Source organism: Acidimicrobiia bacterium (assembly GCA_009694375.1).
Taxonomy (GTDB): Bacteria; Actinomycetota; Acidimicrobiia; order Acidimicrobiales; family VFJN01; genus VFJN01.
In genome coordinates, this window is sequence record SHVB01000005.1 from 21,431 (window position 1) to 45,003 (window position 23,573).

The 23,573-nt window shown below is 67.6% G+C and carries 22 protein-coding genes; 15 read left to right on the forward strand and 7 right to left on the reverse strand.

Going from position 1 to position 23,573, the window contains the following annotated elements:
• The first annotated feature begins 51 nt into the window (after positions 1-51).
• A complete protein-coding gene (locus EXQ71_04835) occupies positions 52-831 on the forward strand; it encodes an SDR family oxidoreductase (protein MSO86827.1) in 780 nt (259 codons plus the stop codon).
• Positions 832-833: 2 nt separating this feature from the next.
• On the forward strand, positions 834-1,292 hold the full coding sequence (locus tag EXQ71_04840) for a MaoC family dehydratase (protein ID MSO86828.1): 459 nt from the start codon (positions 834-836) through the stop codon (positions 1,290-1,292).
• 47 nt (positions 1,293-1,339) lie between these two features.
• Here the strand turns inward: EXQ71_04840 and EXQ71_04845 are convergent, their stop codons facing one another.
• The 3 genes from EXQ71_04845 to EXQ71_04855 form a co-directional block, all read right to left on the reverse strand.
• A complete protein-coding gene (locus EXQ71_04845) occupies positions 1,340-2,536 on the reverse strand; it encodes a lipid-transfer protein (GenBank protein ID MSO86829.1) in 1,197 nt (398 codons plus the stop codon).
• Positions 2,533-2,970: a benzoylsuccinyl-CoA thiolase gene (locus EXQ71_04850; GenBank protein ID MSO86830.1), complete on the reverse strand. Its 438-nt coding sequence runs from the start codon at positions 2,968-2,970 to the stop codon at positions 2,533-2,535. The genes EXQ71_04845 and EXQ71_04850 overlap by 4 nt, the downstream gene beginning before the upstream one ends.
• 159 nt (positions 2,971-3,129) lie before the next feature.
• The gene (locus EXQ71_04855) at positions 3,130-4,443 is read right to left on the reverse strand and encodes a bifunctional o-acetylhomoserine/o-acetylserine sulfhydrylase (GenBank protein MSO86831.1); all 1,314 of its coding nucleotides are present in this window, start codon (positions 4,441-4,443) and stop codon (positions 3,130-3,132) included.
• A gap of 182 nt (positions 4,444-4,625) precedes the next feature.
• Between EXQ71_04855 and EXQ71_04860 the strand changes: the two genes are divergently transcribed.
• The 3 genes from EXQ71_04860 to EXQ71_04870 all read left to right on the forward strand — a co-directional run bounded on the left by EXQ71_04860 (position 4,626) and on the right by EXQ71_04870 (position 10,067).
• A complete protein-coding gene (locus tag EXQ71_04860; protein MSO86832.1) occupies positions 4,626-5,330 on the forward strand; it encodes a metal-dependent transcriptional regulator in 705 nt (234 codons plus the stop codon).
• Positions 5,327-7,741: a sodium-translocating pyrophosphatase gene (locus EXQ71_04865; protein MSO86833.1), complete on the forward strand. Its 2,415-nt coding sequence runs from the start codon at positions 5,327-5,329 to the stop codon at positions 7,739-7,741. The genes EXQ71_04860 and EXQ71_04865 overlap by 4 nt, the downstream gene beginning before the upstream one ends.
• Positions 7,742-7,874: 133 nt before the next feature.
• Complete coding sequence (locus EXQ71_04870; protein MSO86834.1) at positions 7,875-10,067, forward strand: hypothetical protein; 2,193 nt, start codon at positions 7,875-7,877, stop codon at positions 10,065-10,067.
• 4 nt (positions 10,068-10,071) lie between these two features.
• Here EXQ71_04870 and EXQ71_04875 read toward each other — a convergent pair whose 3' ends face one another.
• Entirely contained in the window at positions 10,072-10,824 is a 753-nt protein-coding gene (locus EXQ71_04875) for an SDR family oxidoreductase (GenBank protein MSO86835.1), read from the reverse strand.
• Positions 10,825-10,900: 76 nt separating this feature from the next.
• On the opposite strand from EXQ71_04875, the gene EXQ71_04880 reads away from it, so the two are divergent.
• Genes EXQ71_04880 through EXQ71_04890 form a run of 3 tightly spaced genes read left to right on the forward strand, consistent with a single transcriptional unit; the run spans position 10,901 to position 13,289 of the window.
• Entirely contained in the window at positions 10,901-11,662 is a 762-nt protein-coding gene (locus EXQ71_04880; GenBank protein MSO86836.1) for an enoyl-CoA hydratase family protein, read from the forward strand.
• Positions 11,662-12,519 (forward strand): CoA transferase subunit A, encoded by an 858-nt coding sequence (locus EXQ71_04885; protein MSO86837.1) that lies wholly within the window; start codon positions 11,662-11,664, stop codon positions 12,517-12,519. Before EXQ71_04880 ends, EXQ71_04885 begins: the two co-directional genes overlap by 1 nt.
• A complete protein-coding gene (locus EXQ71_04890; protein ID MSO86838.1) occupies positions 12,516-13,289 on the forward strand; it encodes a CoA-transferase in 774 nt (257 codons plus the stop codon). The genes EXQ71_04885 and EXQ71_04890 overlap by 4 nt, the downstream gene beginning before the upstream one ends.
• Positions 13,290-13,329: 40 nt before the next feature.
• Here EXQ71_04890 and EXQ71_04895 read toward each other — a convergent pair whose 3' ends face one another.
• Positions 13,330-13,794: a hypothetical protein gene (locus EXQ71_04895; GenBank protein ID MSO86839.1), complete on the reverse strand. Its 465-nt coding sequence runs from the start codon at positions 13,792-13,794 to the stop codon at positions 13,330-13,332.
• A 118-nt stretch (positions 13,795-13,912) separates the two neighbouring features.
• Here EXQ71_04895 and EXQ71_04900 point away from each other — a divergent pair, with 118 nt between their 5' ends.
• The 6 genes from EXQ71_04900 (at position 13,913) to EXQ71_04925 (ending at position 20,753) form a co-directional block, all read left to right on the forward strand.
• Positions 13,913-14,968: a nitronate monooxygenase gene (locus EXQ71_04900; GenBank protein ID MSO86840.1), complete on the forward strand. Its 1,056-nt coding sequence runs from the start codon at positions 13,913-13,915 to the stop codon at positions 14,966-14,968.
• 63 nt (positions 14,969-15,031) lie between these two features.
• Positions 15,032-16,186 (forward strand): acyl-CoA dehydrogenase, encoded by a 1,155-nt coding sequence (locus EXQ71_04905; protein MSO86841.1) that lies wholly within the window; start codon positions 15,032-15,034, stop codon positions 16,184-16,186.
• 34 nt (positions 16,187-16,220) lie between these two features.
• Positions 16,221-17,192 carry an acyl-CoA dehydrogenase gene (locus EXQ71_04910; GenBank protein ID MSO86842.1) on the forward strand — a complete coding sequence of 324 codons (972 nt, stop codon included), beginning with the start codon at positions 16,221-16,223 and terminating at the stop codon, positions 17,190-17,192.
• Positions 17,193-17,324: 132 nt separating this feature from the next.
• On the forward strand, positions 17,325-18,473 hold the full coding sequence (locus EXQ71_04915; protein ID MSO86843.1) for an acetyl-CoA C-acetyltransferase: 1,149 nt from the start codon (positions 17,325-17,327) through the stop codon (positions 18,471-18,473).
• Between the two features lie 100 nt (positions 18,474-18,573).
• Positions 18,574-20,304, forward strand: coding sequence for a D-aminoacylase (locus tag EXQ71_04920; protein ID MSO86844.1), 1,731 nt, complete (start codon positions 18,574-18,576; stop codon positions 20,302-20,304).
• Positions 20,301-20,753, forward strand: coding sequence for a nuclear transport factor 2 family protein (locus tag EXQ71_04925; protein ID MSO86845.1), 453 nt, complete (start codon positions 20,301-20,303; stop codon positions 20,751-20,753). Before EXQ71_04920 ends, EXQ71_04925 begins: the two co-directional genes overlap by 4 nt.
• 23 nt (positions 20,754-20,776) lie before the next feature.
• Here EXQ71_04925 and EXQ71_04930 read toward each other — a convergent pair whose 3' ends face one another.
• Positions 20,777-21,580, reverse strand: a complete 804-nt coding sequence (locus EXQ71_04930; GenBank protein MSO86846.1) for an RNA methyltransferase — start codon at positions 21,578-21,580, stop codon at positions 20,777-20,779.
• Between the two features lie 54 nt (positions 21,581-21,634).
• Here EXQ71_04930 and EXQ71_04935 point away from each other — a divergent pair, with 54 nt between their 5' ends.
• Complete coding sequence (locus EXQ71_04935) at positions 21,635-22,606, forward strand: NADPH:quinone oxidoreductase family protein (protein MSO86847.1); 972 nt, start codon at positions 21,635-21,637, stop codon at positions 22,604-22,606.
• A 19-nt stretch (positions 22,607-22,625) separates the two neighbouring features.
• Here the strand turns inward: EXQ71_04935 and EXQ71_04940 are convergent, their stop codons facing one another.
• Complete coding sequence (locus EXQ71_04940; protein MSO86848.1) at positions 22,626-23,486, reverse strand: TIGR03619 family F420-dependent LLM class oxidoreductase; 861 nt, start codon at positions 23,484-23,486, stop codon at positions 22,626-22,628.
• Positions 23,487-23,573 lie beyond the last annotated feature (87 nt).

Here is a 23,573-nt window from a genome sequence, read left to right on the forward strand (position 1 = left end):
ACGCCTACGCTCGCGCCGGGAGCCTGAGCCTTCCCAGAACCGGAGAACTTCGTGACCGCACCCACTCCCCCGCCCGGCCGGAACCTCCTGGCCGATAAAATCGTCCTCGTGACCGCCGCGGCCGGCACCGGCATCGGCCATGCCACGGCCCTCCGCTGTGTAGAGGAGGGCGCCACCGTGGTGCTCAGCGACGCTCACGAACGCCGCCTCAACGAGGCCGCCGACGAAATGACGGCGCTCGCCGGCGGCGCCCGGCCCGCCACCTTCGTATGCGACGTCACCGTGGAAGCCCAGGTGCAGGCCATGGTGGACGGTGCCGTCGCCACCCACGGTCGGCTCGATGTGGTGGTGAACAACGCCGGTCTGGGGGGCACCGCCGACCTCGTGGATATGACCGATGAGCAGTGGAACAAGGTGCTCGACATCACCCTCACCGGCACCATGCGCTGCATGCGTGCCGCCCTGCGCCACCTCTACGCCGCCGGCGGCGGCGTGATCGTGAATAACGCCTCCGTCCTCGGATGGCGGGCCCAAGCGGGCCAGGCCCACTACGCGGCGGCCAAAGCCGGAGTGATGGCCCTCACCCGCTGCGCGGCGGTGGAAGCGGCCCCGCATGGCGTGCGGATCAACGCGGTGGCGCCGTCGCTGGCGATGCACGCCTTCCTGGCCAAAGTCACCACCGATGAGTTACTCGATGAACTCACCCAGCGCGAGGCGTTCGGGCGCGCCGCCGAGCCCTGGGAGATCGCCACGGTGATCGCCTTTTTGGCCAGCGACTACTCCACCTACATGACCGGTGAGATCGTGTCCGTATCGAGCCAGCGGGCGTAACGATGGTCACCACCTTCGCAACCCTCGACGACCTGCGGGGCGCCACCGGGCAACACCTCGGCTGGACCGACTGGATTCCCATCACCCAGGAGCGGGTGAACCTCTTTGCCGAGGCCACCGGCGACCACCAGTGGATCCATGTGGATGTGGAGCGGGCCACCGCCGAGAGCCCCTTCGGCGGTCCCATCGCCCACGGCTATCTCACCCTGGCGCTGTCCAACCTGTTTCTTCCCGAACTGTTGGCGGTGCCGGGGGCCTCCGCCGGAGTGAACTACGGCACGGGAAAGGTTCGCTTCCCCAGTCCCGTGCCGGTGGGTTGTCGGGTGCGAGGCGGCGCCGAAATCACCGCCGTCGAGGAGATCGCCGGGGGCGTGCAAACCACCATCACCATCACCATCCAGGTCGAGAACCAGGACAAACCCGCCTGCGTCATCGAGTCGCTCAGCCGCTGGCTCGCCTGACCTCGCCCGCCCGCTCCTCTCACCGCCCGAGCCGGCCACGCCGGGCGTTACGTCGTGAGCAACACCGCGCTGCCGTGGCCGAAGAGGCCCTGGTTCACCGTCAGGCCCGCCTGAGCCCCTTCCACCTGGCGCCCCTGGGCCTGCCCGCGTAGCTGCCAGGTGACCTCACAGATCTGGGCGATGGCCTGGGCCGGCACCGCTTCCCCGAAGCAGGCCAGACCACCACTGGGATTCACCGGGATGCGGCCCCCAATGGTGGTGTCGCCGTCGTTCAAGAGACGCTCGGCCTCGCCCTGTTTGCAAAGCCCGATGTTCTCGTACCAATCAAGTTCCAGCGCCGTGGAAAGGTCGTACACCTCCGCCAGGCTCAGATCGTCGGGGCCGATGCCGCACTCCTCGTAGGCCCCCGCCGCGATCGAGTCGCGAAAACTCAGTTCCGGGGGGGCCAGGGCGGCCGCCGAGTCGGTGGCGAAGTTGGGCATCTCGATCACCGTGTTCGGGAAACGGGGGGTGACGGTGGAGACCGCCCGCACCCGCACTGGCGAGGTCACGCCGTGACTCTTGGCGTAGGCCATCGACGTGAGCACCACCGCGGCGGCACCGTCGGAGGTAGCGCAGATCTCCAAGAGGTGGAGGGGATCGGCCACCATCGGGCTCGCCAACACCTCCGCCTCGGTCACCTCTTTGCGGTAGCGGGCGTTCGGGTTGTGCAGCCCGTGCTTCGAATTCTTCACCTTCACTCGGGCAAAATCGGCCACCGTGGCGCCATAGAGATCCACCCGGCGACGGGCCCACAACGCAAAGTAGGTGGGGTTCGTGGCGCCGAGGAGACGGAACCGCAGCCAGTCAGGGTCGTCCCAGCGCTCACCCGCCACCGGGGCCAGGAACCCCTTGGCGGTGGTATCGGCCCCCACTACCAGTGCCACATCGCACAACCCCGCCAAGATCCGAGAGCGGGCCGCATCCAACGCCGTGACCCCCGAAGCACACGCCGCGTAACAGGAGGCCACCCGGGCCCCGTTCCAGCCCAGAGCCTGGGTGATCGTGGCGGCCGCCACATAGCCGGGGTAGCCGTTGCGAACCGTCTCGCCACCGGCCACGAACTGCACATCGCTCCACGCAACGCCCGCGTCATCGAGCGCCGCCAGGGCGGCGTCTACCCCGTAATCGGCAAACGGTCGGCCTTCCTTGCCCCAGGGGTGCATACCCACACCGAGCACCGCCACACTCTCCGGCGGGGTCATGAGGCCACCGGCTTCCAGCGGTAGATGAGGTGCTCAACGCCGTCGATTTCGTAGAGCGGTTCCACCACGAGCACCACCTCCGCCCCCACCGACAGGTCCTCCACGCCATAGCCCTTGGCCACCTGACCGAGGACCACCACCTGCTCGGCGGCCAACTCCACCGCCGCGATGGCGAAGGGCTCGTAGACCTCGCCGGGGGGAGGGATGAAGGGAGGGGGCGGCTGGTATTGGGCGTCGGTATAACTCCAGACGGTGCCCGTGGAGGACAACTCAACCTCGTCGAACTGGCGGCCCCGGCACACGGGATTGCGACAGAAACCGCTGGCCTTCGGAAAGAACACCGTGCCGCAGGTGGTGCAGCGAGTGCCCAAAAGATGAGGCTCGGTGGACGTGGTGAACCACCCCTCCACCGCTGGAACCGACGTCGTGGTCATAGACAGCACTCCCCGCGATGAAGACGGACCCGACGATCCGTCAGCGAAGCCCCCAGTGTCGCGCAGCGACGCGCGGCGAGGCGAAGCCCCGACGGGGCAACCGCACGAAGCGGCTGGCCCTCGGGCGCGCGGACCTTCTACCGCGGCCCGACGGCCTGGTTATTTGGCGGCCCGGAAGCCGGTTTCCAGGTCGGCCAGGATGTCGTCGATCGACTCGAGGCCCACCGACAGCCGGACCAAACCGGGATGTACCCCGGTGGTGGCCTGCTCCTCTTCGGTGAGCTGCGAGTGGGTGGTGCTGGCGGGGTGGATGGACAGGCTACGCACGTCACCGATGTTGGCTACATGGCTGTGCAACTCCAGCGCCTCCACGAAGCGCTGGCCGGCCTGCTTGCCTCCCTTGATCATGAACGCCGGCACCGAGCCGAAGCCGCGCCCCCGGCCGTAATGCTTCGCCCGCTCGTGCCAGGGAGAACCCTCCAGCCCGGCGTAGGACACCGACTCGACCTGCGGGTGGGTACTGAGGAAGGCAGCCACCTTGTCGGCGTTTTCGAAGTGGCGCTCCATACGCAGGCTGAGCGTCTCGATGCCCTGCAGAATCTGGAAGGCGTTGAAGGGACTGATGGCCGCGCCGAGGTCGCGCAGCAGTTGCACGCGCGCCTTCAGAACAAAAGCGCCGGGCCCGAGGGCCTCCCAGAACTTCAAGCCGTGGTAACTCGGGTCCGGTTCGGTGAAGCCAGGGAACTTGTCGCCCGCCCCGAAGTCGAATGTGCCCCCGTCCACAATCACGCCACCGATCGAGGTGCCGTGGCCGCCGAGGAACTTGGTGGCCGAATGCACCACGATGTCTGCACCCCATTCAAGCGGGCGGATGAGGTACGGCGTGGCCACGGTGTTGTCCACCATGAGGGGAACGCCCGCCTCGTGGGCCACCCCGGCTACCCCTTCGATGTCGAGGACGTCGTTGCGCGGGTTCCCGATGGTCTCGGCAAAAAAGGCTTTGGTGTTCGGCCGGATCGCAGCCCGCCACTGATCGAGGTCGTCGGGGTCGGCCACGAAACTCACCTCGATGCCGTACTTGGGCAGCGTGTGGTGGAAGAGGTTGTAGGTGCCGCCGTAGAGCGAGGTCGAGGAAACCAGGTGGTCGCCAGCATGGGCGAGGTTCAAGATGGCCAGTGTCTCCGCCGCTTGGCCGCTCGCCACCGCCAGCGCACCGGGAATACCCAGGGCCGTGTCGGGGGCACCTTCCAGGGAGGCCACTCGGGCCTCGAGCACCGCCTGGGTGGGGTTCATGATCCGGGTATAGATGTTGCCCACTTCAGCGAGGCCGAACAGGTTGGCGGCGTGGGCCGCGTCCCGGAACGCGTAACTCGTGGTCTGGTAGATAGGCAGGGCCCGAGACCCTGTCTCGGCGTCGGGGATCTGCCCAGCGTGGATCTGACGGGTCTCAAAACCCCAAGCATCGGTGGACATAGCCATCCCTTCGGTTGGAAACCTGATCCAGCGGGTCGACATTAGAGGCAGATCAGAGCAGCGACAAGCGCAGCCCACCGTTTTGCCTCGCCGGGCTTCACATGATGGGATAAGCGCGCATTGAATCGCCTAGGGGCAAATCCAGAATTTCGATAGCCCAAAGAAACGACGAACGAGGCCCGTTGGACGACACCCTCACCCAATCCGAGCGAGAGGCCCTCAAGGCCGTCTACCGCCTCACGCGCGACGGGTCCGAAGCCCACACCGGCGCTCTGGCCGACGTTCTGGGACTTTCGGCGGGGACGGTCACCACCACGGTCAAGCGTCTGGCCGATCGCGGCTTCGTGGACCACCGCCCCTACCAAGGCGTGACCTTCACCCCGCTCGGCCAGCAGACCGCAGTGTCGGCCATCCGTCGCCATCGGATCGTGGAGCGTTTCCTGGCCGACATGCTCGGCTACGCCTGGAACGAGGCCGACAAACTCGCCGTCGGGTTTGAGCACCAGTTACCCGATGCCGTGCTGGAACGCCTCTACGTGGCCCTCCACCGCCCCGTCACCTGCCCCCACGGCTTCCCCATCCCCACCTCGCTCGACAGCGAGTTGCCGGCCACCGCCAACCTCTACGCGCTCGAACCAGGAAAGGTGGCCGAGGTCGCCCTCTCCGGCAGCACCGACCCTGACCTGGTGGCCTTCCTCGGCACGCTCGGGCTGGTCCCCGGGGTAGAGGTCGTGGTGGTGGAGCGGCACCCCTTCGACGGCCCCCTTGTGATTACCGTCAACGGGCAAGACAGAACGCTGGGCGAAAAAGTTGCCCGCCAGATCTATGTCAACCGCCGCGCCGAACCCAACGGTGAGCGTGGCCCGAACCAGAGGAAAACCGAATGAACAGCATCCTGGCCGCTGAAGGCGGCTATCAGGAGTTCACCCTGAACGGAGGTGAGTACCTGATCCTGGCCTTGTCGGGCCTATCGGCGCTGCTCGCCCTCGCCGTCGGCTTCATCCTGATGAAGGAGGTCCTGGCCGAGGACCAGGGCACCCCCAAGATGATCGAGATCGCCACCGCCATCCAGGAAGGTGCCGCTACCTATCTCAAGCGCCAGTTCCGCACCATCATCATGGTTCTCATCCCGCTGACCGCGGTGGTCTTCATCACCTCCCAAGAGGTGATCAAACCGGCGATCGCCAACAACCCTGATGCCATCGTCCTGACCTTCGCTACCTCCGGCACCGCTCGGACCATTGCCTTCGTGGCCGGAGCGTTCTTGTCTGGTCTCACCGGTTACATCGGCATGACCTTGGCCACCCGCGGCAACGTCCGTACCGCGGCGGCCGCCAAGCGCAACTCCCTACCCGACGCCCTGCGGATTGCCTTCCGCACCGGCGGCGTAGCGGGCATGTTCACGGTGGGCCTCGGCCTCCTCGGCGCCACCATCATCATCGCCATCTTCCAAAACACGAGTTCCGCCATCCTGGTGGGCTTCGGCTTCGGTGGCTCGCTGCTGGCCCTGTTCCTCCGGGTCGGTGGTGGCATCTTCACCAAGGCCGCCGATGTCGGTGCCGACCTCGTGGGCAAGGTTGAGGCAGGCATCCCCGAGGACGACCCCCGCAACCCTGCCACCATCGCCGACAACGTCGGCGACAACGTGGGCGACTGCGCCGGCATGGCCTCCGATCTGTTCGAGAGCTACGAGGTAACCCTCGTGGCCGCCATCATCCTCGGCGTTCCCGCCTTCGCGGCCGCCGGCCTGAACCCCGCCCTGGGCCTCGTGTTCCCGCTGGCCGCCCGCGCCATCGGCGTCATCGCCTCCATCTTCGGCGTCTACGCCGTGAAGGCTAAGGAAGGCGAGACCGACGCCCTCAAGCCGATCAACCGCGGCTTCCTCACCGCCGGAATCATCACCGTGGTGGGCGTGGGCGCCCTGGCGCTGTTCTACGTGAAGAACCCCACCGTGGCCTTCGACGGCAGCGGCGACGCGGTCACCATCAACAACGTCGGCTGGCGTTGCTTCGGTGCTGTGGTCATCGGCCTCGTACTCGCCCAGGTGGTCAGCCGCCTCACCGAGTACTTCACCGCCACCCACCACGCCCCCGTGCGAGAGATCGCCGAGAGCACCCGCACCGGTCCGGCCACCACCATCCTGTCGGGTACCGCCGCCGGCCTGGAAAGTTCCGTCTACGCCATCATCGCCATCGCTCTCGCCATTGGCGTTTCGTTGGCCCTCGGCGGCGGCAACCTCCAGTTCTCGCTCTACCTCGTCGCCTTGTGCGGCATGGGCATGCTCGCCACCACCGGGGTGATCGTGGCCGAGGACACCTTCGGCCCGGTATCGGACAACGCGGCGGGTATCGCCGAAATGTCCGGCGAGTTCCACGGTGAGCCCGAGCGCATCATGGTGATGCTCGACGCGGTGGGTAACACCACCAAGGCCGTCACCAAGGGCTTCGCCATCGGCTCCGCCGTGATTGCCTCGGTGGCGATTTTCGCCAGCTTCATCGAGACGGCGGTAGACGAACTCCTTCCCCGGGAGGAAATCGAAAATGCCCTGAAGGGGAGTCGCGGGGTATTCGACCTGCTGCCGATCAACGTGGCCGACCCGAAGGTGTTCATCGGCCTGCTCATCGGCGGTGCCGTTCCCTTCCTCTTCGCTGCCCTGGCCATCAATGCCGTGTCTCGCACGGCTGGTGTCGTGGTGCAGGAGGTGCGACGTCAGTTCGCCGACGGCCTCATCATGAAAGGCGAGAAGCTCCCCGACCACGGTCCGGTGATCGATATCTGCACCACCGCATCGCTCCGCGAACTCGTAACCCCCGCCCTGTTGGCCGTGCTCACCCCGGTGGTCATCGGCTTCGGGATGGGCTTCACCGCCCTCGGTGCCTTCCTGGTGGCCGTGATCCTCGTAGGCCAACTCATGGCCAACTACCTGAGCAACGCCGGTGGTGCGTGGGACAACGCCAAGAAGTACATCGAAGACGGCAATGAAGGCGGCAAGGGCTCCGAAGGCCACAAGGCCGCGGTCATCGCCGACACGGTGGGCGATCCCTTCAAGGACACCGCCGGCCCGGCCCTCAACCCGTTGATCAAGGTGATGAACCTGGTCTCGTTGCTGATGCTCCCGGCGATGCTCGGACTTTCGACGTTCAATAAGGACACCAGGATCGCCACTCCCAATGGCACCAGCGTCGCCATTGCCGGGGTCGCCTTGCTGATCCTCATTGCGTCCGTTGCCTTCTCGAAGCGGAAGAAGGCCGGCTTCGGTGCAGACGAGCCGCGGGCGTCGGCCAGCAGCATGAGCTGACCTCAACCCCAATTCCCCCGCGCAGCGCCCGGCTTCGGCCGGGCGCTGCCGCGCCGAACCCATGATACCGGGCGGTAGAATCAGCCCAGAGAACCAATCCACTACGTCTCATCCGCCGCACCGCAGGAGTGCCATGCCTCCCGTTGTTCACTACGGATCCAGCACGCCGGTGGCCCCACCGCAGGGTCGGCGCGGCAGCCGCCTGGCCCTCGCGATGGCCCTGTTAGCCACGGTGCTGGTGCTCGTTCCCACCCCGGAACTCGTGAGTGCCGCCGAAATGCGGGTCACCACCCACCGGGTGGAATTTCAGCCTCGAACAACCAGCCTCGCCACCGAGCCACTCGCCCCCGCCGCCGCGACCAGCACCGAGGGTCCCGCCCTGCGGGCCGCCCTCGACGCCCGCGCGGGTCGTAACCACCTCCGCCGCCACGACGGCCCGTTCCAGGCGGTCGGCCTCACCGCGGCGACCATCCCCGATCAGCCCGTTCTGGTGCGCGGCCAGGTAGCCGGTCTCTGGACCCCGTGGGTGGAAGTTCACTTCGTTGATGGCGATGCTCCCGATCGGGGCACCGAAGGAACCCCAACAGGCGCCCACAGCGATCTCGTGTGGCTCGGGGGGGCCGATGCCTACGAGCTCGACGCGCCCAAGAGCCTCACCAGCGCCAACGTCCACCTCGTCGGTGATAACCCCCGGCAACGGTCACTCACCGTCACGTCGACCCTCGCCGGGGCGGCCACCGCCCCCAGCGTCGCGCCCCGCTCCGCCTGGGGCGCCAGAGCCCCCCGTGTCCACCCGTCCATCACGACCGATCTCAAGGTAGCGATCGTCCACCACTCGGTGAACACCAACACCTACTCCGCCGCCGAGGTGCCCGCTCTGCTCCGGGCGATCCAGGCCTACCACCAGGACGTTCAGGGCTGGGACGACATCGCCTACAACTTCGCCGTCGATCGCTTCGGAAAGATCTGGGAAGCCCGGGCCGGTGGCATCAGCGAAGTGGTGCGCGGTGGGCACGCTCAGGGATTCAACACCGGCTCGGTGGGCGTGGTGGTGTTGGGTGACTTCCGCTCCACTTCCGTCCCGAGCGCCACGGTGGAATCCGTTGCGCGGGTCATCGCCTGGAAGTTCGCCGTGCACGGTGTTGACCCATCATCGAAAGTGCCCTATGTGAGCGCCGGATCATCCAAGTACGCCTCCGGCAGCGCGGTCACCCTGTCGCGCGTGGTCGCTCACCGCGACGTGCAGAACACCGAATGTCCTGGTGCCCAGCTGTACGCCCGGTTGAGCACCATCCGCGATCGCGTGGCCCAGTTGGTTCCCATCTACCAAACCGGTATCAAGCCGACGTTGCTCACGCCCGACCTCACCGGCGATGGCCTCACCGATCCACTCTCGTACCGCCCGGGCCCATCGGCTGACGCCCAGTGGCGCTCAGATGGGGCCGAAAGTCTGGTCAAAACGCCACTGACCGTGCTCGGGACCTACCGCCCGACGACTGGCGACTTCGACGGGAACGGTCGCAGCGACATACTGTGGCACGGGCTTGGCTCCTCCTCCGATTACCTCTGGTGGAGAGAATCCAGCGGTGCCATCACCTCTCAATCCGTGACGATCGGTGGTTCCTACCTCACCTACGTGGGCGACTACGACAAGGACGGCACCGACGACATCTTTTTCTACGGCACCGGCCTCGCGCCCGATTACGTCTGGTACTTCCAGCGCAACCGAAGCCATGTGAGCACCGCCGTGCGGCAGGACAGTGGGACCGCGGTGCCACTCACAGGTGACTACGACGGCGATGGGGACGCCGATATCTTCTTCTACGGCCCCGGCCCTGATGAAGCCGATACCCTCTGGCGCAGCACCGGCCGGGCGTGGGCCGTCGCAAACCGTCCCGTTTATGGGTGGTATACGGCGGTCGTAACCGACGCCACCGGCGACGGCCGAGCCGACATCTTCTGGTACGCCCCCGGTTCCAACGTCGCCTATCGATGGGAGTTCAACACCGCCGCCGTGGCCACCTCGCGCGCCCTCAACACCAGCCCGCTCACCGGTACGCCCATCGCAGGAGATTTCGACGCCGACGGTCGCGGCGACGTAGCGATCGTCGCCGCCGGAGCCGCCGCCGACCAAGTGTGGTATTCCACCCCCACCGGGATCGATGCCCGCGCCGTTTCGGTCCTGGGGACCTACGTCATCGCGGCAGGGCCGATGGATACGACCATTCGTGGCAGCGTCGACTTGTTCTTCCTCTCCACGACAGCGTCGAGTTATCTCTGGCCAGGCCGAACCAACCGGACCTTTGGGTCTCTCGCGATGGGCTGAGGGCTCAGTCCTTGTTCGAGCGCAGGAAGGCCGGCCACTCGCCGCCGCCGTGCAGGATCAGATTGGCCCCGCTGGCGTAACCCGCCAGAGGACTAGCCAGGAAGGCCACCGCATCGGCCACCTCGGTCGGTGTACCGAACCTACCCAGGGGAACCGTGGCGGCCACCTGAACCAAACCATCGGCACCGCCGTAATGCTCGAGGCTGTCGGCGGTGGCCACCAGACCGGCTGACACCGCGTTCACCCGCACCTTCGGAGCCCACTCCACCGCCAACGACTGCGTGAGGTTGATCAGACCGGCCTTGGCGGCGCCGTAAGCGGCCGTTCCCGGTGACGGGCGCAACGCGCTGACGCTGGCCACATTCACGATCACACCGCCGCCCTCCTGCTGCTGCATCACCCGATTGGCGGCCTGGGCGACATGAAGGGGGGCGAGGAGATTCAGGCGAATAATCGCTTCACTGAACCGCGGGGACGCCTCGGCGGCCTCGGCGTTGGGCGACCCCCCCGCATTGTTTACGGCAAGATCCAGGTGGCCCTGGGTGGCCACGATCTGGGCCACTAGCGCATCGACTTCATCGGGGTTCCGTACGTCGCAGGGCAGAAAGGCATGGGTTGGCGTGGGCGGCTCGTGGCGCCCACAGACCACCACCGTGGCCCCTCCCTCGGCCAGACGATCAGCAATGGCCGCGCCGATGCCTTTCGTACCGCCGGTCACCAAAGCCACCTGGCCGCGCAGGTCGATCGTAAGAGTCATCGAACGAAGGTGTACCAGACGGGGACGGACCACTAGGTTTCTGACGCCCCGTCAGACCGAAACCCGAGGCGACACCATGCCCACCACCAGCACCATCCACGACAACGGCATCGCCGAGATCGTTATGGACAACCCACCCGTGAACGCACTGACGGTGGCGGGATGGTTCGGCCTGGCCGACCTGCTCACCGAAGCTGGCCGCCATCCGCAGGTGCGGGTGGTCGTGCTGCGAGCCGAGGGACGCGGCTTCAACGCAGGAGTAGACATCAAAGAAATGCAGGCTTCGGAAGGGTTCGAGGCCCTCATCGGGGCCAACAAGGGTTGCTTCGCCGCCTTCGCCGCCGTGTACGACTGTCCCGTTCCCGTGGTGGCGGCGGTCAACGGCTTCTGTCTTGGCGGCGGGGTCGGGCTGGTGGGCAACGCCGATGTGATCGTGGCCGCCGAGGACGCCACCTTCGGCCTCCCCGAGGTAGACCGAGGAGCCCTCGGCGCCGCCACCCACCTCAGCCGCCTGGTGCCTCAGCACAAGATGCGCGCCATGGTCTACACATCGGCTACCGCCACCGCGCAAGAACTCCACCACTTCGGTTCCGTGCACTCGGTGGTGCCCCTCGCTGACCTGCGAGCCGCGGCCCTGGAGGTGGCCGGCCAGATCGCCGCCAAATCCCCCACCGTCATCCGTGCCGCCAAAGAAAGCCTCAACGGGATCGACCCCTGGGACGTGAAGCGCTCCTACCGTTTCGAACAGGGCTTCACCTTCGAGCTGAACCTGTCGGGCGTGGCCGATGAACATCGCGATGCCTTCGTGGACAAGCGCACCACCGATACGAGCGAGTGATGACTGAGCCGAAGGATAAACGCTGCACCGAGGACGAAGCCGTGGCGGAGTTGTCCTCCGGCATGACGATCGGGATCGGCGGCTGGGGATCGCGCCGCAAACCCATGTCGGTCGTGCGGGCCATACTGCGCTCGGATCTCACGGACCTCACCGTGGTGAGTTGGGGTGGCCCCGACGTGGGCCTGCTGTGTGCTGCCGGCAAGGTGAAGCGCCTCGTCTACGCCTTTGTCTCACTCGACTCGATCCCCCTCGAACCCCACTTCCGCGCCGCCCGCCAACGGGGGGCCATCGAGGACGAGCCCTACGACGAGGGCATGTTCCTCCTGGGGCTGCAAGCCGCCGCCTGGCGGGTGCCATTTCTCCCCACCCGAGTGGGATTGGGATCGGACATTCTGCGCGACAACGACCGCCTGAAGATGGTGACGTCCCCCTTCGATGACGGAGAAGAACTGGTGGCTGTGCCCGCCCTGGTGATGGATGCCGCCTTTGTCCACATGAACCGATCCGATGCGCGTGGCAACGGCCAGTACCTCGGCCCCGACCCCTACATGGACGATCTCTTCCTGGGGGCGGCCACCAAAGGTTTCCTCTCCACCGAACGCATCGTGGCCACCCAGGATCTTGCCCAAGAAGGCCCGCCCCAGTCGCTCCTGATCAGCCGCCTCTTGGTGGACGGCGTGATCGAAGCCCCCAACGGTGCCCACTTCACCGCCTGCGACCCGGACTACCCCCGCGATGAGGCGTTCCAGAAGCACTACGCCGCCTCCGCCAAGTCGCCCGAGGCCTGGGCGGAGTTCCGCGCCGGATGGCTTGATCTCAGCGAATCCGACTACCAGGCAAAGTTGCGGGCCTCATGACCGAACCCACCCATGGCCCCGTAAGCCGTGCCGATGTGTGCGTCGTCGCCATGGCCGAGTGCTTCCGGGGCGACGGCGAGTTGCTCGCCAATCCGATCGGCACCATCCCCATGATCGGTGGTCGCCTGGCGCGGGCCACCTTCGAGCCCGACCTCGCCATGACCGACGGCGAAGCCCGCCTCATCGCCAACCCCGAAGCGTTCGCGTGGCCCGACGGCAAGGTCGTCGAAACCTTCAACCCCTACCGGCAGATGTTTGGCTGGGTATGGAACGGCCGCCGCCACGTGGTCATGGGGGGCACCCAGATCGACCAGTACGGCAACCAGAACTTCGCCGCCATCGGCGACTACCGCCGACCCAAAGTGCAACTGCTCGGTTACCGCGGCGCCCCTGGTAACACCATCAACAACACCACCTCCTACTGGGTGCCCAACCATTCGCCCAACGTGCTCTGCGCCAACGTAGACACCGTGTGCGGCGTTGGGTACAACCGGGCTGCGTTGCTAGATGAACACCAACGGCGCTTCCACGAGATCCGGTACGTCGTCACCAACCTCGCCGTGCTCGACTTCGCCACCCCCGATCACCGCCTTCGCCTCCGCTCCGTGCACCCCGGGGTGACCCCCGAGGAGGTTCAGGAGGCCACCGGCTTCGACCTCGTCATTCCCGACGAAGTTCCGCAGTCGCGCCTCCCCACCGCCGCTGAGATCCACTTGATTGCCACCGTGATCGATCCCACCGGCGAACGCCTGGTGGAAGTACCCAACTGACCTCCCGGCCAGCCGCCCGACGACGCCCTCACGCCGCCGTTTAAACGTCGGGATCGGCCTCCGACCCATCGGCCCACGCGTTGGTCTCGGGATCCCAATACACCCAGCGGCCCAAGATTTCGTCCCACTGGGCGTCGTCCGGGCGCGGCCCGGAGGGGAGAAGCCGATGATCCCCGCCCGGGCCCGGCGCGGCCACCGCCCCCGCTTCCCGGAGATCATGCTCGCGCTCGAGTGCGTCCAGTTCATCGGCATGGTGCACCATCCGAGTGAGTTCCGGGGGAAGCGGATTTTCATCTTCGGGCGCGACGCCATCACCCAGATCGGATCCCACAATCACCCAATCCTGCCCGTCCTCGTCCCAGCGCTCCCAGCGACGGTGCACCTCGTCCCACTGGGCATCGGCCGTCGGACGCTCCTGGCCCATGGGGGCCCGATCGACATCGTCCAGCGGGGAGTGGGGACCAGCCCCTTCCGGCTCGCTCGCCTTTCCCGTTGAATCCGACACGGCGGAAGACTATGCGCCCGTCGCCCGTCATTGCCACGGCCGGGCCAATGGCCACCGGTTCGCCGTCCGATCAGGGCACCGGTAATCTGACGAGGTGTCAGACGCTGTTCCTTCCGCCCTGCGGACCCGCTTTTGCGATCTGGTGGGCTGCCGGTTGCCCATCGTGCAGACGGGGATGGGCTGGGTATCGGGGGCCAACCTCACCGCCGCCACGAGTGCGGCCGGTGGTTTCGGCATCCTGGCCGCCATCACGATGACTCCGGAAGAGATGCGCGACGCGGTGCGCGGGGTGCGGGCCCGCACCGACGCCCCCTTCGGGGTGAACTTTCGGGCCGACCAACCTGATCTCGCGGAGCGGGTGGCGTTCGTCGTTGCCGAAGGCGTGAAACTGGTGTCCTTCGCCGGGGCACCCACCAAAGATGCGGTGGCCCGCTGCCACGATGCGGGCGTCGCGGTGGTTCCCACCGTGGGGGCTCGACGGCACGCCGAAAAGGTGCTCGAGATGGGGGTAGACGCCGTGATTGCCCAAGGCGGGGAAGGCGGTGGCCACACCGGCACCGTGCCCACCTCGTTGCTCCTGCCCCAGGTGGTCGAGGCGGTGGGAGCAGAGATTCCCGTGCTCGGGGCCGGCGGCTTCCACGATGGTCGCGGCCTGGTGGCGGCGCTGGCCTACGGGGCCGACGGGATCGCCATGGGCACCCGCTTCCTCCTCACCCAAGAGAGCCACGTTCCCCCCGGCGTCAAGGATCTCTACACGGCCGCCTCCGTCTTCGACACCGTGGTTACCACCGCTCTTGATGGCGCCCCCCAACGAGTCATCCGCACCGACGTAGTGGATCGCATCGAACGTTCGCCGATGCTGCTGCGCTTCCCACGCGCCGCCTACGCGGCGCTGCGGTTCCGGCGGGAAACCGGCACCAAACTGGGCGACATGATGCGCGAGGGCATGGCCATGCGTCGGAACCAAGGCCTCACCCTCAGCCAGATGGCCATGGCCGCCAATGCCCCGATGCTCATCAAGGCCACCATGGTGGACGGCAAACCCGAGATCGGAATCCTCCCCACCGGTCAGGTCACCGGCGTGATCAACGAGTTACCCACCGTGGCCGACCTCCTCGCCCGCATCGAGGCCGAGGCGGAGGCCGTGCTCGATCGCCTCGGCAGCCCCCGATGACGCCGATGCGCCCGCATCATTCCCGCCCGCCCACCGTTGGCGCGAGCGAAGGGCGTCGATGAGATGGACCTAACGTGGTCGGCCTCCGAAGAGGCCTTCCGGGCCGACGCCCACAGGTGGCTCCACGCCAACTTGTCGCAGTGGCGGACCGACCACGGCGGCGACGTGGCATCAGGCGACACTCGCGAGGGCTTCGCCCAACACCTCGACTGGGAACGACGCCTCTTTCACGCCCGCTGGGCCGTGGTGTCCTGGCCCACCGACCACGGTGGCCGGGGGGCGACGCTGTGGGAGTGGCTCATCTTCGAAGAGGAGTACTACCGGGCCGGGGCGCCCCCGCGCGTCACCCAAAACGGCATCTTCCTGCTCGCCCCGAGCCTCTTCGAGTTCGGCACGCCGGCGCAACAGGACGGCATCCTGCGCCCCATGGCCGCCGCCGAGGATCTCTGGTGTCAGGGTTGGTCTGAGCCCAACGCCGGTAGCGACCTAGCCAGCGTCACCAGCAAAGCGCGGCGGGTGCCCGGTGGTTGGATCCTTGATGGCCAGAAGACCTGGACCACCCGAGGCGCCTTCTGCACCCATCTGTTCGGTCTCTTTCGCAGCGACCCCGACAGTGCCCGCCACAAAGGACTCACCTACTTCCTCATACCGCTCGACACCCCGGGGGTGACCGTGCGCGGCTTCGGTCGCCTCGACGGCGACGAGGGCTTCGCCGAGGTGTTCTTCGACAATGCCTTCCTCGCCGATGACGCCGTGGCCGGCGGGGTGGTGCTGGGCGAACCCGAAGGCGGCTGGGCTGTTGCGATGGCTACCGCGGGCTCCGAACGCGGGCTCACCCTGCGCTCCCCGGGCCGCTTTGTGGTCACCGCCGAACGGCTCGTGGCCTTGGCCCGCGACCATGGCGACCCCACCCTGCGGCGACGGGCAGCCACCGCCTGGATGCACGCCGACGCGTACCAACAGCAGACGCTGGTCACCGTCACAACCCTGGCCGACGGCATGAAACCCGGCGCCGAAGCCAGCCTCACCAAACTCTGGTGGAGCGAACTCGATATCGAACTGCACCAACTCGCCCTCGATCTCCTCGGCCCCGCCGCCGAACTCGAGGGACCGTGGAGCAAGGCCTGGCAGTTCTCCCTGTCGGGCCCGATCTACGCCGGTACCAACGAGATCCAGCGCAACATCGCCGCCGAGCGCGTCCTGGGACTTCCCCGATGATGCGCACTCGCCACACCGTCGGGGGGAACCCCTCATGAGATTCGCGTGGTCGCAGGACCAGCAGGCGTTTAGCGACGCGGTACGCGAACTGCTGGCCAAGGAGGCCACCCCGTTGGTGGTGCGCGCCGCCTGGGATGCTCCGCCCGGCCACCTCGACAGGGGCGTGTGGGACAGCCTCGACGCCATGGGCGTACTCGCCGTGTTGGTGCCCGAAGTCGGCGGGGGCCTCGGCCTCGATGAGACGTTCCTGGTACCGATCCTCGAGGAAGCCGGCCGCGTGGCGCTCCCCCACCCCATCGTGGAGACCGCCATGGTGGCCGCGCCCCTATTGGGGGCCGGGATCGGCATGATCGCCAGCGACCTCGGCGGCCCCCTCGTGCCCTGCGCCGCCGATGCCGACCGGATCCTCCTCCACCAGGGCGACACCCTCGCTGTCGCCGATGGCGACGCCGTCGAACTCACCGCCGCCACCACCGTGGACGGTGCCCGCCGGGCCGCCACCCTCAGTACCCCCCGCCAATCCGAGGTACTCACCGAGGACCCCGCCGTGATCGCACTCGCTCTCGATCGCGGCGCCCTCGGCACGGCCGCCATGCTGGTGGGCCTGGGCCAAGCAATGCTCGACCTCACCGTCGACTACGTCAGCCAACGGCAGCAGTTCGGAGTTCCCATCGGGAGTTTCCAGGCCGTAAAACACCACCTCACCAACGCCGCCTTGGCGCTCGAATTCGCCCGTCCCGCCGTGGCCCGCGCCGCCTGGTCCCTGGCCCAGGTCGCCCCCACCCGCTCCCGTGACGTGTCGATGGCCAAGGCCATGGCATCCGACGCCGCCGAACTCGTCGGCCGCCAGGCGCTCCAATGCCACGGGGCCATCGGCTACACCGTGGAGGCCGACCTCCACCTCTACCTCAAACGCACCTGGGCGCTCGCTCGGGCCTGGGGCGACACGGCCCACCACACCGATCGCGTGGCCGACGCGCTCGAAGCCAACCTGCCCTCACCCTGACCCCAGTGGTGGAGACCGGCGAGGGACTCCCTCGCTCGAGAGTAAAGCCGCCCCTAGCCGGGTCTGTTTCGGCCCCCGCCGATACCCGCCACAAGTTGCCGATGGTGACCCCAACTGCGGGAGAATGAGGCCATGCCCGAAGCCTTCATCGTCGATGCCGTTCGCACCCCCGTCGGTCGCCGAGGTGGCAGCCTCGCCACGGTGCACCCCGCCGACCTCGGCGCCCACTCGCTGCGGGCGCTGATGGAACGCACCGGGATCGACCCGGGGGCGGTCGAGGACGTGATGTTCGGTTGTGTCGACACGGTAGGAGGCCAAGCCGGCGACATCGCCCGGACCTGCTGGCTCGCCGCCCAGTTGCCCGACCATGTGCCCGGCACCACCATCGACCGGCAGTGCGGTTCGGCCCAGCAGGCCATCCACTTTGCCGCCCAGGCCGTGATGGCCGGCGTGAACGATGTGGTGGTCGCCGGCGGCGTGCAACAGATGTCCATGATCCCGATCAGTTCGGCCATGACGCTCGCCACCGACCTCGGCTTCGAGGACCCCTTCACTGGCTCCGAGGGCTGGGTGAAGCGTTACGGCGCCGGGGAGGTCAGCCAGTTCACCAGCGCCGAGATGATCGCCGAACGCTGGAACTGCTCGCGCGAGGACATGGAGACCTTCGCCGTGCAGAGCCACGAGCGAGCCATCCACGCCACCGCCGAGGGTCGATTCCAGGCGGAGATCGCTCCCCTCAACGGACTGAGCCACGACGAAGGCCCCCGCGAGCCGAACTGGGAAAAGATCCGCTCCCTCAAAACCCTCACCGAGGGCGGGCGGGTTACCGCCGCAGCTGCTTCACAGATCTCCGATGCCTCCGCCGCGCTGCTCATCGTGAGCGAACAGGCCCTCACCGACCACGGGCTAACCCCACGGGCGCGCATCCACCACATGAGCGTGCGGGCCGACGACCCGATCTGGATGCTCACCGCCCCGATCGCCGCCACTCGCTACGCGCTGGAGAAAACCAGGATGACCATGGACCAGATCGATCTGGTGGAAATCAACGAAGCCTTCGCCTCGGTGGTCATGGCCTGGGAGAAGGAACTCGACGTCGACCACTCCAAGGTGAACGTCAACGGTGGTGCCATCGCGCTCGGCCATCCCCTCGGTGCCACCGGTGCTCGCCTCATGACCACCCTGCTCAACGAACTCGAGCGCACCGGCGGCCGCTACGGCCTCCAAACGATGTGCGAAGGCGGCGGACAGGCCAACGTCACCATCATCGAACGCCTCTGACGCCGGGGGGATACACCCGGGCCACCGGGGTAGGACATGACGCGGCACCGGGGTCATGCGATGATTCCAACTCGGAGAGCAACCACCCGGGGGGGGAACCATGGCCGCACACGATCTGGTGATCCGAGGAGGCACCGTCGTTGACGGTACCGGCGCGCCGGCCCGCACTGCCGACGTGGCCATACGCGACGGCGTCATTACCGAGGTGGGTTCCGTCGACGGTGCCGGACGGCACGAGATCGACGCCGACGGCGCGTTGGTGACGCCGGGCTTTGTCGACATCCACACGCACTACGACGGCCAGGCCACCTGGGACGAGCAACTCACCCCGTCGTGCTGGCACGGGGTGACCACCGTGGTCATGGGGAACTGCGGCGTGGGGTTTGCCCCCGTCGCCACCGACCGCCATGACTGGCTCATCGGCCTGATGGAAGGGGTGGAGGACATCCCCGGCGCCGCCCTGAGTGCGGGCATCAAATGGAACTGGGAAACCTTCCCTGAGTTCCTCGATGCCCTCGAGGAACGCCGCCATGTGATGGACCTCGGCACGCAGGTACCCCACGGGGCAGTGCGCGGCTACGTCATGGGCGAACGCGGGGCCCGCAACGAACCCGCCACCGCCGCAGACATCGAAGCGATGGCAGCCATCGTGAAGGAAGGAATCCAGGCCGGGGCGCTCGGTTTCTCCACCAGTCGAACCCTCGCCCACCGCGCCATCGACGGTGAGCCGGTGCCGGGCACCTTCGCGGCCGAAGACGAACTCTTCGGCATCGGCCGTGTGCTCGGCGAACTGGGCACCGGCGTCTTCGAACTGGCTCCGGCGGGGGCGTTGGGTGAGGACCTGGCGGCCCCGGAAGTGGAAATGGACTGGATGCGCCGCCTCGCCGCGGCCATCAGGCGACCAGTCACCTTCGCCCTCAGCCAAAACAACGCCGACCCGCAGGGATGGAAGCGGCTCCTCGACCTCTCCGCCGAAGCGGCGGCCGAAGGTCTGGCCGTACGCCCGCAGGTACACGGCCGCACCGTCTCTTTGTTGCTCGGGTTCCAGACGTTCCACCCGCTGGCCTTCACTAGGGCGTGGTCCCAGGCTGGACTCGGCTTCCTGCCCTGGACCGAACAGGTGGCGCGCCTCCAGACCGACCCCGACCTCGCCGCCCGGATCGTCGCCGACGCCGCCGCCCTCAAGGACGACCCGATCGTCATGGGCTTCATGCACCCGAGCCGCATCTACCTGCTCGGCGATCCCCCGGTGTACGAACCGGGGGTGGAGCGCAGCGCCACCGCCCTCGCCGCCGCCCGTGGGATCAGCGAGTGGGAACTACTCCTCGAACTCTTCCTCGGCGACGGCGGTCGCGAACTCCTCAATGCGCCGGTCCTCAACTACAGCGACGGCAATCTCGACGCGGTAGGCGAGATGCTCCAACACCCCACCTCTGCCTTCGGCCTCGGCGACGGTGGCGCCCACGCCGGCCAGACCTGCGACGCCTCCACGACCACCTTCTTGCTCACCCACTGGGCGCGAGACCGACATCACGGACGGCTCAGCGTCGAGGAGGCGGTGCACAAAATGACCCAGGCCACCGCCACCCTCTACGGCCTCGGCGATCGCGGCGTGCTCGCTCCGGGGTACGTCGGCGATGCCAACGTGATCGACCACGGCGCCTTGCAACTACGTCGCCCTGAGTTGGTGGCTGACCTTCCCGGCAATGCCAGCCGACTCATCCAGAGGGCCGACGGCTACCTCGCCACGATCAAGCGAGGTGAACCCACCTTCGTCAACGGCGAAGACACCGGAGCGCGTCCCGGCGCCTTGCTGCGCGGTGCCCGATGAGCGCCTCCCCCGCCGCCACCGCTGCGGCCTTCTGGGCCGCCCTCTACGCCCGCGACTGGGATCTCATTCGCTCGTTTTTCGGGCCCGAATCGATCTACTACGACATACCCACCGGCCCGGCGAGCGCCGGCGTGGGGCCGCACAGCATTGAGGCCCGCCTGCGACTCGGCTTAGAGGGACTCATCGGCTACGAGCACCGCCCCGGCGTGGTGGCCGAGGGATCCGACGGTGTAGTGGTTACCGAACACACCGAAGTATGGACCTGGGAAAGTGGCGAGACCGTGGCCCTTCCGTTCGTCTCGGTGCAACAGGTGCAACACGGTGTGATCGTGCTGTGGAAGGACTACTGGGACTTCCAGACACTGATGGAGGCGGCCCCCGCCGCCTGGCACGAACGCCTCGACACCGCCGACTTGTCCTGGGTGGTCGACGTCACCGGCCGAGCCTGACGCAACGCAGCGACGAACCGCGCTCAACCAATGCCGTAGAGGGCCGACAGCGCAATGGCCGCCGCCGTGGCCACATTCACCGAATCAACACCCGGCGACATCGGGATCCGCACGTGCCGGGCCACGGCATCGAGCGCCGCCTCGCTGAGCCCGGGACCCTCGGCGCCGAGCACCAGGGCGACGCGCTCGGGCGCATCGGCGACCAGCTGACCGAGCGGTTCCGCCTCGGCGGCAGGGGTGAGCGCCACCGTGGTGAACCCGGCGGCGCGGAGCTCATCAAGCGCGGCCGGCCACGGGTCCGCTCGTGCGAACGGGACGCGCAGCACGTGCCCGAGCGAGACGCGGGTGGACCGGCGGTACAGCGGGTCGGCCGTCGTCGGATCAAGGACCACGGCATCGACGCCGAAGGCGGCCGCGTTGCGGAACAGGGCGCCGATGTTCTCGTGGTCGTTGACCGCCTCGAGCACCAGCACAGTGCGCGCCGTGGCGATGAGGTCATCGACCAGCGGGAGTGCCGGCCGCTCGGCCACCGCGAGGATCCCGCGATGGAAGTGCACCCCGGTCAGCTCCGTCATAGACGCCGCTGGCATCGCGAACATCTGGACGTCCGCGCCGAAGCGACCAGCCATCTTCTCGACGTGCTCCGCCGCCACGAGCACTGATCGCGCCACGTAGGTCGACGCCAGGAGCGCCTCTACCGAAAGGGCGCCCTCGAGCGTAAAGATGCCTCGATCGCGTTCCACCTTCATCCGCCGGGACGGTTCCCGCAGGTGTCGGTAGTCGGCCAGACGGGGATCGTCGAAGTCGTCGACGATCTCCACGGCCATACGCCATCGTCGCACGGAATCGCCCCACATAGAGCGCCGTGTCATCGTTAGGGCATGCGCGCCGTCGTCTGCGAAGAGTTCGCCCCCATCGATCGCCTGGTGATTCAAGAGCGGCCCAACCCAACCGCGGGGCCGGGCAAGGTGGTGGTGGCAGTTCGGGCAGCGGGAGTGAACTTCGTGGATGGGCTCTTCGTGGAGGGTCGCTATCAGATCAAGCCCCCGCTGCCCTTTACCCCGGGCGGCGAAGTGGCGGGCGATGTCATAGCGGTGGGCGAGGGGGTGGAAGACATCGCCGTGGGTGCCCGCGTGCTCGCCATGCCCTGGCTCGGCGGCTACGCCTCCCACGTGGAGTTGGCCGCCCAGTCGGTCGTGCCCATCCCCGGGGATCTCACCTACGGCCAAGCGGCGGGGCTGGTGCAGAGCTACGGCACCATGCTCTTCGCCTTCCGCCACCGCGCCCCGGTAGCAGTGGGTGAATGGGTACTGGTGCTCGGGGCGGGGGGCGGTGTGGGTCTCGCAGCCGTGGATGTGGCCCGCCATCTCGGCGCCCGGGTAATGGCGGCGGCATCCTCCGAGGAGAAGCTCGAGGCAGCCCGACGGGCCGGGGCGGAAGCGACGATCAACTACGAGACCGAAGACCTCAAGGCACGGGCCCGCGAACTCTCCGATGGCGGCGTGGATGTGGTGGTCGATCCCGTGGGCGATCGCTTCGCCGATCCGGCGCTGCGGGCCCTGAAGTGGATGGGTCGCTACCTCGTCATCGGGTTCGCCGGCGGGGAGATCCCGCGTCTGCCGATCAACCAGGTGCTGCTCAACAACCGAACTCTCGTGGGCATCGACTGGGGGGCCTGGACCATGCGAGATCCCGTCGGCAACCAAGCACTGCTGCAGGAGTTGCTGGTGCTCGCGGGTTCCGGTGCGCTCACGCCGGTGGAGCCCACCGAGTATCCGCTCGACGATGTGGTGCGCGCCCTCACCGATCTGCAGGCGCGTCAAGTTGCCGGCAAAGTAGTCCTCGTCCCCTAACCGCCGTCGGGGTGGCCCCTTAGGAGCGACTGGCCACTAGGGAGGCTTGTTCGTCGAGCAGGGGCAGCACCACATCGCGCGGCGCGCTGGGCAACCGGAAGACGCACTCGGTAACCCCGATGCGCTCGAAGTGGTCGAGTTTGCCCTCGTCGGGCACCGACCCGAAGGGCACGATCTCCAGCGTCGCGGGGTCTCGGCCGGCCTCGGCCACCGCCTCACGCAGGCGGGGAATGGCATCTCTGAGCCCGGCGCCGCCGATCGGGATCCAGCCGTCGCCGTACTCCGCGATGTGGGCGAACAACTTCGGACCGGCGGCGCCGCCGTGGAGCACCGGCACCCGAGGGCGCCCGTTCGCCCCGGTCTGCACTGGCTTCGGCCACGCCCAACTCGGATCGAAGCGCACGTGCTGCCCCTCGAAGCTCGCCGCCTCATCGGCCCAGAGCGCCTGCATCGCCAGGATCGTCTCGCGCGCCACGGCCCGGCGATCGGACATCGACACGCCGTGGTGCGCCAGTTCGTCCTCGTTCCATCCGAAACCAACACCCAGGGCTGCTCGACCGTGGCTCAGATGGTCGAGCGTGGCCACGGCCTTGGCGGTGACGATCGGTTCGCGCTGGGCGGCCAGCAGGATTCCGGTGCCGAGCCGCAGAGTGGTGGTGACCGAGGCGGCGGCGGCCAGCGCCACCAACGGATCCAGGCAGCGTTTGTACTCCGCGCCCAGTTCGGCGTCGCCGGTGGGCGGGGGCGTACGACGACTGGTGGGGATGTGGGTGTGCTCCGGCAGCCAAAGAGAGTGCAACCCGCGCCCCTCGGCCTCCCGGGCCAAGGCCACCACATCCATACTCACATCGGTGGCGAACATCGTGATCCCGTAGCGCAAGGCAACTCGATTCCTGGGTTCGGGGCCCGCTCACACTCGTATCGGAGGCGGGCGCGAGCCACGAACCCGTTTTCTGATGGATGGCCA

What these genes read in the sequence shown, in the direction of transcription:
- EXQ71_04870 (MSO86834.1), top strand. Translation starts at nt 7,875, where the DNA reads ATGCCTCCCGTTGTTCACTACGGATCCAGCACGCCGGTGGCCCCACCG.
- EXQ71_04845 (MSO86829.1), bottom strand. Translation starts at nt 2,536, where the DNA reads ATGACCCCGCCGGAGAGTGTGGCGGTGCTCGGTGTGGGTATGCACCCC.
- EXQ71_04840 (MSO86828.1), top strand. Translation starts at nt 834, where the DNA reads ATGGTCACCACCTTCGCAACCCTCGACGACCTGCGGGGCGCCACCGGG.
- EXQ71_04915 (MSO86843.1), top strand. Translation starts at nt 17,325, where the DNA reads ATGCCCGAAGCCTTCATCGTCGATGCCGTTCGCACCCCCGTCGGTCGC.
- EXQ71_04890 (MSO86838.1), top strand. Translation starts at nt 12,516, where the DNA reads ATGACCGAACCCACCCATGGCCCCGTAAGCCGTGCCGATGTGTGCGTC.
- EXQ71_04880 (MSO86836.1), top strand. Translation starts at nt 10,901, where the DNA reads ATGCCCACCACCAGCACCATCCACGACAACGGCATCGCCGAGATCGTT.
- EXQ71_04865 (MSO86833.1), top strand. Translation starts at nt 5,327, where the DNA reads ATGAACAGCATCCTGGCCGCTGAAGGCGGCTATCAGGAGTTCACCCTG.
- EXQ71_04885 (MSO86837.1), top strand. Translation starts at nt 11,662, where the DNA reads ATGACTGAGCCGAAGGATAAACGCTGCACCGAGGACGAAGCCGTGGCG.
- EXQ71_04905 (MSO86841.1), top strand. Translation starts at nt 15,032, where the DNA reads ATGGACCTAACGTGGTCGGCCTCCGAAGAGGCCTTCCGGGCCGACGCC.
- EXQ71_04850 (MSO86830.1), bottom strand. Translation starts at nt 2,970, where the DNA reads ATGACCACGACGTCGGTTCCAGCGGTGGAGGGGTGGTTCACCACGTCC.
- EXQ71_04925 (MSO86845.1), top strand. Translation starts at nt 20,301, where the DNA reads ATGAGCGCCTCCCCCGCCGCCACCGCTGCGGCCTTCTGGGCCGCCCTC.
- EXQ71_04910 (MSO86842.1), top strand. Translation starts at nt 16,221, where the DNA reads ATGAGATTCGCGTGGTCGCAGGACCAGCAGGCGTTTAGCGACGCGGTA.
- EXQ71_04930 (MSO86846.1), bottom strand. Translation starts at nt 21,580, where the DNA reads ATGGCCGTGGAGATCGTCGACGACTTCGACGATCCCCGTCTGGCCGAC.
- EXQ71_04920 (MSO86844.1), top strand. Translation starts at nt 18,574, where the DNA reads ATGGCCGCACACGATCTGGTGATCCGAGGAGGCACCGTCGTTGACGGT.
- EXQ71_04935 (MSO86847.1), top strand. Translation starts at nt 21,635, where the DNA reads ATGCGCGCCGTCGTCTGCGAAGAGTTCGCCCCCATCGATCGCCTGGTG.
- EXQ71_04855 (MSO86831.1), bottom strand. Translation starts at nt 4,443, where the DNA reads ATGTCCACCGATGCTTGGGGTTTTGAGACCCGTCAGATCCACGCTGGG.
- EXQ71_04875 (MSO86835.1), bottom strand. Translation starts at nt 10,824, where the DNA reads ATGACTCTTACGATCGACCTGCGCGGCCAGGTGGCTTTGGTGACCGGC.